The organism is Methylobacterium sp. A49B (assembly GCF_053346215.1).
Map to the genome: position 1 here is coordinate 1 of NZ_JBKFBO010000063.1, position 9,313 is coordinate 9,313.

Here is a 9,313-nt window from a genome sequence, read left to right on the forward strand (position 1 = left end):
CCACCCCCGCCGCCGTCGAAGGGCGCGCATGTCGTCCTCGAGCGCGGCGACGCGCGGATCGACCTGAAATGCGCCGACGACGATTCGACGAAGGCCTGCGCCGACATCGCGCTGCAGCTCGTCGACAAGCTCGCCACCCTGCGGCCCGAGGCCCGGTAGCGCGATGCGCCCGCTGCCGTCGCGGCGGGGATGCGCCCGCCGCCGTCGCGGTGGGCGCCCCTCAGGCGCTCGTGCCCGGCGCCTTGATCAGCCGGCAGCCGGTGATGCGCCACTGCCCGTCCGCGTCCTGGGCGAGGCTGTACTCGGCGGTCCAGTCGACGCCGTACTCGTCCTGGATCGCCACCGACTGCACCACGCCCGCGCCGTCCGTGTCCCGGGCCTCGCCGAACACGAAGCTGCGGTGGCGGTAGACCGGGCGGTACTGGTTGCGGACCATGCCGATGAACAGGTCGGCGTTCGGGAACAGCGCCCGGATCCCCGGCGCGGCCTGCTCGTAGGCGGTCTGCGCGTCGTCCCGGCCGAGCGCCTGCTCCTGCTTGGCGATCACCGCCCGGGCCGCCGCGCGCCCGGCCTCGTCGGCCGCCGCCGGTCCCGCGAGGCCGAGGACCAGGAGGAGGGCGGGCCACGCGCGCATCGACGTCACTCCGGCAGGATCGAACCGAGATCAATCCTCATCCTGTCGAAATGGTCGCCGGCTCAGCGAAAGCAATCCTCCCCTGAATTCCCGCACAGGCGCTCGGCGCGTGACCGCTGGGCCGGTCCGTTCCGGCGACGCGCACGGGTTGAGCACGGATCGCGCTCCAGTTGTGCAAGTCGCTGGAAAGATGAGCATTTTCGCGCCGATCCGACGCCGCGGGTTTGACCCCCTGGCCCGGGTTTGCGAGCGTCCGGCAACCGAGTCGGCTCCGCGGGGGCGGGAGCGGCCCGGCGGAGCGCAGATGATGACGCAGAACGAGCCGAGTCCGCAGACATCCGCCGGGCGGGCGCCGGCCGAGGCGCCCGCCGAGAAGCCCACCATGAGCGTCGGCGTGTTCATCCCGATCGGCAACAACGGCTGGCTGATCTCGGAGAACGCCCCGCAGTACCGCCCGAGCTTCGAACTCAACAAGGAGATCACCCTGAAGGCCGAGGGCTACGGGCTCGACTTCGCCCTGTCGATGATCAAGCTGCGGGGCTTCGGCGGCAGGACCGAGTTCTGGGACCACAACCTCGAATCCTTCACCCTGATGGCGGGGCTCGCCGCCGTCACCACCCGGATCAAGCTGTTCGCCACCGCGGCGACCCTGTGCCTGCCGCCCGCCATCGTCGCCCGCATGGCGTCGACCATCGACTCGATCGCCCCGGGGCGCTTCGGCGTGAACCTCGTCACCGGCTGGCAGAAGCCGGAATACGATCAGATGGGCCTGTGGCCCGGCGACGCGCATTTCGCCAACCGATACGACTATTTGGCCGAGTATGCTCAGGTTCTGCGCGACCTGTGGGAGACGGGCGTCAGCGACCGCACGGGCACGTATTTCCAGATGCACGACTGCCGCCTGAGTCCCCGGCCGCAGGCGCCCGTGAAGATCATCTGCGCCGGGCAGAGCGGCGCCGGGCTGGCCTTCACGGCGCAGTACGCCGACTACAATTTCTGCCTGGGCAAAGGGCTCAACACGCCGACCGCCTTCGCTCCCGTGGTGGAGAAGCTCGCGGAGGCAAGCGCCAAGACCGGGCGGCGGGTGACCTGCTACGCCCTGTTCATGATCATCGCCGACGAGACCGACGTCGCCGCGCTGGTCACCTGGGAGCATTACCGGGCGGGGGCCGACGCGGAGGCGATCGCGTGGCTCGGCCTCCAGGGGGCGGCCGACACCCGGTCGGGCGGCGACACCAACGTGCGCCAGCTCGCCGACCCGGCCGCGGCGGTGAACCTCAACATGGGCACGCTGGTCGGCAGCTACGAAAGCGTTGCGGGGATGCTCGACACGATCATGGCGATCGACGGGGTGGAGGGGGTGCTGCTGGTGTTCGACGATTTCCTCAAAGGTCTCGACGCCTTCGGGACGCGGATCCAGCCGCTGATGCGCACCCGCCGGCACGTCACCGCGCCGCTCGCCGAGGTCGCCTGATGGACGCCCCCGCCGGCTACCGCGATCCCCGGGGCCGCCACGGCGGCGTCGTCCTGCCCGCCCGGCCCGAGCCGATCGCCTTCGACCCCGCCGCCACGGTGCTGATCGTGGTGGACATGCAGAACGCCTACGCGAGCCCGGGGGGCTACCTCGACCTCGCGGGGTTCGACGTGTCGGGCACCGGGCCGGTGATCGCGCGGATCGCCCGGGCGGTGGCGGCGGCCCGGGCGGCCGGGATCCGGATCCTGTGGTTCCAGAACGGCTGGGACCCGGGCTACGCGGAGGCGGGCGGGCCGGGCTCGCCGAACTGGCACAAGTCCAACGCTCTCAAGACGATGCGTCGGAATCCTCAAGCGAACGCGCAGCTCCTGGCCAAGGGCTCGTGGGACTACGCCCTGGTGGACGCCCTGAGGCCCGAGCCCGGCGACATCGTCCTGGGCAAGCCGCGCTACAGCGGCTTCTACAACACGCCCCTCGACAGCATGCTGCGCGCGCGGGGGATCACCACGCTGGTCTTCACCGGCATCGCCACCAACGTCTGCGTGGAATCGACCCTGCGCGACGGGTTCCACCGGGAATACTTCGGGATCGTGCTGGCCGACGCGACCCATCAGGCCGGGCCGGAGAGCCTGCACCACGGGGCGCTGTCCAACATCGAGACCTTCTTCGGCTGGGTCTCGGACGTGTCTGCCTTCGAGGCGGCGCTCGGCGCAGGCCCGCACGCGGCGGTTGATGCCGCCGGCTTCGATATGGCCGAATAAGTGCATCCCGCACCCGGCCGGTCACCGGCAGGGTGCACGAACGCCGCCGCGACGCGGCGCCTCCCGCGCGGCCTGTCCGGCCCGGCCGACAGGTCGAACGGGAGAGGCACTGAGGGCATGCCGAAGCAGGTCGTGATACCGCCGGGGACCGGCAAGCCGCTGGCCCCCTACGTGCCGGGCACGCTGGCCGACGGGGTGCTGTACGTCTCGGGCACGCTGCCGCTGGATGCGGACGCCAACGTCGTCCATGTCGGCGACGCGGCAGCCCAGACCCGCCACGTGCTGGAGACCATCAAGGGCGTCGTCGCGGCCGCGGGCGGCACGATGGACGACGTCACCTTCAACCACGTCTTCCTGGCGGACTGGGCCGACTACGCGGCGATCAACGCCGTCTACGCCGAATATTTTCCGGGCGACAAGCCGGCGCGCTACTGCATCCAGTGCGGGCTCGTGAAGCCCGACGCCCGCGTGGAGATCGCGTCGATCGCCCATCTCGGCCGCTGATGGGCCCGCTCCATCACGCGGTGGCCGGCCCGGCCGACGGGCGGCCGGTGCTGCTCTCGCCGGGGCTCGGCGGCGCGGCGGGCTACTTCGCGCCGCAGATGCCGGCCCTGACCGGGCGGTTCCGGGTCGTCACCTACGACCATCGCGGCACCGGGCGCTCGCCCGGCCCGCTGGAGCCGGACCACGACATCCCCGCCATGGCACGGGACGCGGTGGCGGTGCTGGACGCCGCCGGGATCGACCGGGCCGACGTGGTCGGCCACGCGCTGGGCGGCCTAATCGCCCTCCGGATGGCGCTGGAGGCGCCCGACCGGGTCGGGCGGATCGTGGTGATCAACGGCTGGGACGCCCTGGACCCGGCCACGCGCCGCTGTTTCGCGGCCCGCCGGGCGATCCTGGCCGGGGGCGGGCCGGAGGCCTTCGTGCGGGCGCAGGCGATCTTCCTGTACCCGGCGCCCTGGCTGTCGGCTGAGGCCGAACGGGTCGCGGCCGACGAGGCCCACGCCCTGGCGCACTTCCCCAGCGTCGAGACCGTGCTGACGCGCATCGGCGCCCTGGAGCGCTTCCAGATCGCAGACAGCCTCGGGGCGATCGGCCACGAGACCCTGGTGATGGCCGCCCGGGACGACGTGCTGGTGCCCTACACGCGCTCGGAGCGGCTGGCGGCGGCCCTGCCCAGGGCCCGCCTCGTCCTCGCCCCGGAGGGCGGCCACGCCCACAGCGTCACCCGGCCCGATTCCTTCAACCGGGCGCTGCTGAACTTCCTCGACCGGGATTGAGGCTCGACCGGGATCGAGGGCGCCTCACGGCCGGAACGCCAGGGCCGGCAGCGCGACCGCGTCGACGGCGGCGGCCAGGACCGGAAGGAGCGCCGGCCAGCGCGGCGTCGCCGCCGTGCCGATCCGCCCCCGGGCGAAGGCCAGGACCAGCATCGGCGCGAGCGGGAGCAGGTCGTGCGGCGACAGGCCGCCGCCGGCCGGTCCGAGGGCCTGCCTCACGACCGTGGGCCACAGGCCCAGCAGGGCGCAGGCCACGAGCCAGAGCCGCTCCGCGGGCGGGGGCAGGGGGCCGCGCCGCAGGGCGAGGGGCAGCACCAGCAGCGCCGCGGCCCAGAGGCCGGAGAGGGGCCAGGGCAGCGGGACGGCCAGGGCCGGATTGGGGGCCCCGCGGGCGGGCGGCAGGCCGAGGAGAACCGGCAGCACCGCCAGGACGGCGAGCGGCAGCCGGTCCCGGCAGAAGCGGGCGAGACGCCTCGGGGGCGGGAACGGCACCAGCAGCATCCCGGCGAGCGGCGCGCAGGCCGGCCGTGCCAGCACCGCGAGGGCGATCGCCAGCGCCGCCCCGGCGAGGCGCCAAGGTCGGCCGCGGCCCGTCAGCGGCCGGGGGGTGAGCAAGGCCGCGGCCAGCGCCGCCAGCCCGAGGACCGGTCCGTCCGGGCCGGACGCGGCCGCCAGCGAAGCGGGCAGGCCGAGGAGCGCGAACAGGGCTTCACGCCCGCGGTCGGCCACCGTCAGCGCGGCGAGGCCCAGGGCCAGGAAGGCTGCGATGGCCGCGCCCTGTCCGAGCCGGGCGGCGCCCGCAGGGTCGAGGCCGAGCATCGCCCCGGCCCGCAGGCCGAGGGTGCCGGGGAGGGTTGGGCCGGCCGCGTCGGGGGGAACGCGCAGCGCCAGCGCGACGCAGACCGGCAGGCCGAGGCCGAGCAGAGCGAGGCCCCAGAACCGGGCGCCCCCGGCGAAGGCCGGGCTCACGGCCGCCCGCGCGGAGCGCCGAGCAGGCCCGGCACGAGACCCGGCAGCGCCGCGGCCAGGAGGGAGGCCGCCCGCAGCACCTCCGCGGCCTCGGCCGGCGCGCGGCGGGCCAGCGCCAGGGCGAGCCGCAGGGGCACCTGCGCGCCAAAACTCGCCGCCGTGAGCGCGAGGGACGCGGCGGCGCCGTGGTGCTTCCCGGCGTAGAGGATCTGGCTGCGCAGGAAGTAGAACAGCCGCCGCGCCCGCACCTGCCGGGTCGTGCCCTGGCCCTCGTGGCGGGCGACCGCCCCGGCCACGTGCCGCACGGCAAAGCCGGCCGCCCGGGCGCGGGCGCAGAGGTCGACATCCTCCCAGTAGACGAAGAAGCGCGGATCGAAGCCGTCGAGCGTGGTGAACAGGTCGCGGCGGATCATCAGGAAGGCGCCCATCACCTGATCGACGGCGCGGTCCTCGGCGTGGTCCCATTCGAGCAGGAAGTGCGGCCGCACGAGCCCCAGCCGGTCCAGCGCCAGGGCGCGCCCGAGGAGGCCGAGCGCCGTCGGGGCCCGGGCGCAGGAGCGCGCGGTCCGCCCGTCCGGATCGACGAGCCGCGCCCCGACGATGCCGGTCCGCGGATCGGCCGTCAGGGCGGCCCGGGCGATGCCGAGGGCGTCGGGCGCGACCTGGGTGTCGGGGTTGAGGAACAGGATCGCGGGGGCGTCGCCCGCGGCGGCGCCCTGGTCGCAGGCCCAGCCGAAGCCGAGATTCACGTCGTTCCGGATCAGCCGCAGCGGCCGGGGCAGGGCGGGCAGGTCCTCGGTGGAGCCGTCCGTCGAGGCGTTGTCCACCACGGTGACCTGCACGGTCCCGGCATCCCGCGCCGCCGCGAGGCTCGCGACGCAGGCCCGCAGCAGCGCGCCGCCGTTCCAGTTGACGATGACGACATCGAGGGCAGGGCGGTCGGTCAAGTCAGATCCTTCGGGAGATCCTCGGGCGGCCCGAGGCGCCCGCGGACGCCGTCGCGGACCGCCGCGAGGAGCCGCAGCAGCACGGCGGGCCGGAAGCCCGCATCCGCCCAGTACAGCCCGGCCTGGAGCGGCAGGTAGGCGGCCTGGGCGAGCTTCCAGCGGCGCGGCACGTGCGGCAGGCGCCACGCGTAGACCGCGTTGCGCAGGTAGGTCGCCATCCGGAACAGGGGCTGGCGCGGCATCGCGATCCCGAAGGCCCGGATCACCCCGCCGCCGACCCGGTGCGGGATCGCGACGTCGCGGGCGACGTAGCACCCGTAGCCGAGGCTCCAGGCGCGGAAACACCATTCGAGCTCGACCCCGTCGATGAAGAAGTCGGCGCGGAACGGTCCGATCCGCGCGAAGGCGTCGAGATCGACCAGCGAGCCCGAGGTCGCCAGGAACTGCACGGGCGCGAGGGCGTCCCGCTCCGGAGCGCCGGGGCGGGGCGGGTAGGCGGGCGCCTTGTGGCCGGCGGTGGGCGCCGGGACGGGACCCACCACCGCCGCCGGGATCCCGGCGGCCCGCAGCCGACCGAGGCCCGCCAGCAGTGCGACGGCGAGGTTCTCCGGCGGCTCGGCATCCTGGTCGAGGAGCAGGAGCGTGTCCGCCCCCGCCGCCCGGGCGGCCGCGGCGATCCGGTTGAGCGCCTCCGCGATGCCGAGGTTCCGCCCCTCCGACAGCAGGATCACGCCGGCCCGGGCGAGGCGCTCCGCCGCCTCGGCCGGGAGGCCGCCGTTGTCGAAGGCGATCACCGCGGCGAACCCTGAAGAAGCCTGGGCGTGAACCCGCGCCAGCTGGTCCGGACCCGGCCGGAACAGGGTGATCCCGAGGGCGAGGCGGCCGAGCCGGGGGTCAGGCACCGGCCGCGTCCCGCGCATGATCCCGGCCCGTCACGCCCGCTCCACCGCGGCGGTCGCCGCCTCCAGGGCGGCCGTGACGGCGGCGGCCTGCGCGGCGCTCAGAGGACCGCGGGCCAGCCGCATCTGCAGGGCGAGCTTCAGACCCTCCTTGGCGCGCACGATCGAGGGCGGCGGACCGTCGCCCCGGGCGGCCTCGGCCTCCGCCATCCGGGCGAGGATCGCCTCCAGGGTCGGGCGGTTGCCGTCCAGGAACGCCTGGCCCTCCGGGGTGATCGTGTGCAGCCGCTTGGTGCCCTCCCCGGGGGTCACCGTCACGTGGCCGAGTTCCTCCAGCAGCGTGAGCGTCGGGTAGACCGTGCCGGGGCTCGGGCTGTAGGCGCCGCCGACCCGCTCCTCGATGGCCTTGATGATCTCGTAGCCGTGCCGGGGCTTCTCGGCGATCAGGTGGAGGATGACGAGGCGCAGGTCGCCGTGGGCGAAGAACCGCGCGAGGTCGCCGCGGCCGCCGCGGCCGCCGCGGCCGAACGGGCCGCGGTCACCCGGTCCGCGGCCGTGATGGCCGTGCCGCCCGCGGGGATCGGCGCCCATCGGGCCGCGGTGGGCGCGAAACCGGAAGGCCTCGAAGGGATCGGGATGGATGAAGTCCGAAGGATGGGGATGCATGATTCGACTCGATTTCGATATGACGAAAAACTAGATATATCGAAACTCAGTCAACAGCAAGGGCGGGGCTCCGTGGCCTGTCCTTCGACGGGGAAGCCGCACCGTTCGCTGTGAGCGGGGCCGGCGGTGCAGCCCACGGTTTACGGACTTCGCCGGTTCCGTTAGTGCGACAGGGAACCAGAACCATGACCCTCTCGCGCCGCCCTGCGCCCGATGCTGCCCGCCAGCTGCCGCCCATGAACCGATCCGCGACCCGCGCCGCGACCGCGCCCGCTCCGAGAGCGGTCGATGGAGGCCATGCCCCGTGACGGCACAGGGTGAACGCGCCTTCGCAGGGTCCTAGATGCATCGCGGCTCCACCGGCCCCGGCCGGGCCTCGCCCCTGATGCAGATCGCGCGTCGCGTCCGTCGCCTCGGCGATCCGCTGGCCAAGCGAGCGGCCCTGCACCGCTTCTGGGCCGGCACGGAGGCGACGGACGGCCCCGACCTCGAAGGGCGCCTCGTCGCGGCGCTGGCGCCGTACTTCGACGCGGGCTTCTACGCGAGCTGGTACGGCATCGCGGCCGATCCGGTGCGCGACTACCTCGTCCACGGCTGGCGCGAGGGCCGCGACCCGCGCCCGGACTTCTCGTCCGCCGCCTACCTCGCCGAGCACCCCCACCTGGCCCCGGCCGGCATCAACCCCTTCCTCCACGCACTCGCGCGACACCGCCGCAAGGGGACGTCCACCGGGGAGGGCACCGCCTATCCCCTGGCCCCGCGCGACACGGCCCAGGTCGCGCGCCTCGCCCGCCGCCTCGTCGACGGACCGTTCTACCTTGCGGGCAACCCCGACATCGCCGCAGCCGGCGTCGACCCGGCCGACCACTACATGGCGTCGGGCTGGCGCGAGGGCCGCGAGCCCGCGCCCCAGTTCGACACCCTGGCCTACTGCCTGACCCGCGGCCTCACCTTCGCCACCCAGAACCCGCTGGTGCACTACGTCCTGCACGGCGGACCCGCCCGGCCGGACCCGGCCGAAGCGCTGGCGCTGCGGCTCGGGACGCTCGCGCCCCACTTCGACGCCGCCCACTACCGGCGGGGCCTCGCCGAGCCCCAGGCCGAGGCGCTGGCGGGCGCCTCGGACGACGCGTTGCTGCGCCACTACGTGACCGAAGGCTGGCGGGCGCGGGTCAGCCCGCGGCCGGACTTCGACCCGGCCGGCTTCGTGCAGGCGCGGGCCGGCAGCCGGGCGGTGGCGGACGACCCGTTCTTCCGCCACGTAGCCGAGGCGCGGCTCACCGGGGCGGAGCCGTTTGCCGGGCCGCAGCGTCTGAACATTCCGGCGGTGGAAGAGGGCTGGTACCGGGCGACCTACCCGGATGTCGGCGGGACGGCGCCGTACCTGCACTTTGCCGGCGCGGGCTGGCGGGAGCTGCGCGATCCGGGGCCGGGCCGCTCGACGCTGGCGGCGCTGCTGCGGGTCTGCGGGTTGCGGCCGGCGCGGGCGCCCGTCGCGGAGACGGGCTGGCTGGGGGCGATCGGCCGGGAGGCTGTGGACCGGGAGGCGCTGCTCGCCCTGCAGGCGCGGCTGGTGGCGGGGGCGTTCGACCACGGCTTCTACCGGGCGCGCTACGGGCTCTCCGAGGAGGCCGACGCGGTGCGCGACTACTGCGACACCGGCTGGAGGAAGGGCCGCAA

At 74.5% G+C, this 9,313-nt stretch carries 9 protein-coding genes and 1 pseudogene; 5 read left to right on the forward strand and 5 right to left on the reverse strand.

The genetic code is table 11. The features are described from left to right. Positions 1–220: 220 nt before the first annotated feature. Positions 221–634 (reverse strand): DUF4864 domain-containing protein, encoded by a 414-nt coding sequence (locus ACLBX9_RS05225; RefSeq protein ID WP_447718164.1) that lies wholly within the window; start codon positions 632–634, stop codon positions 221–223. A 382-nt stretch (positions 635–1,016) separates the two neighbouring features. Here ACLBX9_RS05225 and rutA point away from each other — a divergent pair, with 382 nt between their 5' ends. The 4 genes from rutA (at position 1,017) to rutD (ending at position 4,152) form a co-directional block, all read left to right on the forward strand. Beyond that, positions 1,017–2,108, forward strand: coding sequence for a pyrimidine utilization protein A (gene rutA / locus ACLBX9_RS05230; protein WP_447718170.1), 1,092 nt, complete (start codon positions 1,017–1,019; stop codon positions 2,106–2,108). After that, positions 2,108–2,869 (forward strand): pyrimidine utilization protein B, encoded by a 762-nt coding sequence (gene rutB, locus ACLBX9_RS05235; RefSeq protein WP_447718165.1) that lies wholly within the window; start codon positions 2,108–2,110, stop codon positions 2,867–2,869. Before rutA ends, rutB begins: the two co-directional genes overlap by 1 nt. Positions 2,870–2,986: 117 nt before the next feature. After that, entirely contained in the window at positions 2,987–3,373 is a 387-nt protein-coding gene (gene rutC / locus ACLBX9_RS05240) for a pyrimidine utilization protein C (protein WP_010687392.1), read from the forward strand. Further along, the gene (gene rutD, locus ACLBX9_RS05245) at positions 3,370–4,152 is read left to right on the forward strand and encodes a pyrimidine utilization protein D (RefSeq protein ID WP_447718171.1); all 783 of its coding nucleotides are present in this window, start codon (positions 3,370–3,372) and stop codon (positions 4,150–4,152) included. The genes rutC and rutD overlap by 4 nt, the downstream gene beginning before the upstream one ends. A gap of 24 nt (positions 4,153–4,176) precedes the next feature. On the opposite strand, the gene ACLBX9_RS05250 is transcribed toward rutD, so the two are convergent. Genes ACLBX9_RS05250 through ACLBX9_RS05265 form a run of 4 tightly spaced genes read right to left on the reverse strand, consistent with a single transcriptional unit; the run spans position 4,177 to position 7,633 of the window. After that, positions 4,177–5,121 (reverse strand): hypothetical protein, encoded by a 945-nt coding sequence (locus ACLBX9_RS05250; protein ID WP_447718166.1) that lies wholly within the window; start codon positions 5,119–5,121, stop codon positions 4,177–4,179. Continuing rightward, positions 5,118–6,068, reverse strand: coding sequence for a glycosyltransferase family 2 protein (locus ACLBX9_RS05255; protein ID WP_447718167.1), 951 nt, complete (start codon positions 6,066–6,068; stop codon positions 5,118–5,120). Before ACLBX9_RS05255 ends, ACLBX9_RS05250 begins: the two co-directional genes overlap by 4 nt. After that, a complete protein-coding gene (locus ACLBX9_RS05260; RefSeq protein ID WP_447718168.1) occupies positions 6,065–6,988 on the reverse strand; it encodes a rhamnosyltransferase in 924 nt (307 codons plus the stop codon). Before ACLBX9_RS05260 ends, ACLBX9_RS05255 begins: the two co-directional genes overlap by 4 nt. 12 nt (positions 6,989–7,000) lie before the next feature. After that, positions 7,001–7,633 carry a PadR family transcriptional regulator gene (locus ACLBX9_RS05265; protein WP_447718169.1) on the reverse strand — a complete coding sequence of 211 codons (633 nt, stop codon included), beginning with the start codon at positions 7,631–7,633 and terminating at the stop codon, positions 7,001–7,003. Between the two features lie 343 nt (positions 7,634–7,976). On the opposite strand from ACLBX9_RS05265, the pseudogene ACLBX9_RS05270 reads away from it, so the two are divergent. Continuing rightward, positions 7,977–9,313: pseudogene (locus tag ACLBX9_RS05270) on the forward strand (glycosyltransferase); the annotation flags it as partial.

Coding starts and splice junctions, on each gene's coding strand:
- rutB (WP_447718165.1), top strand. CDS start 2,108: ATGGACGCCCCCGCCGGCTACCGCGATCCCCGGGGCCGCCACGGCGGC.
- ACLBX9_RS05225 (WP_447718164.1), bottom strand. CDS start 634: ATGCGCGCGTGGCCCGCCCTCCTCCTGGTCCTCGGCCTCGCGGGACCG.
- rutA (WP_447718170.1), top strand. CDS start 1,017: ATGAGCGTCGGCGTGTTCATCCCGATCGGCAACAACGGCTGGCTGATC.
- rutC (WP_010687392.1), top strand. CDS start 2,987: ATGCCGAAGCAGGTCGTGATACCGCCGGGGACCGGCAAGCCGCTGGCC.
- ACLBX9_RS05265 (WP_447718169.1), bottom strand. CDS start 7,633: ATGCATCCCCATCCTTCGGACTTCATCCATCCCGATCCCTTCGAGGCC.
- ACLBX9_RS05260 (WP_447718168.1), bottom strand. CDS start 6,988: ATGCGCGGGACGCGGCCGGTGCCTGACCCCCGGCTCGGCCGCCTCGCC.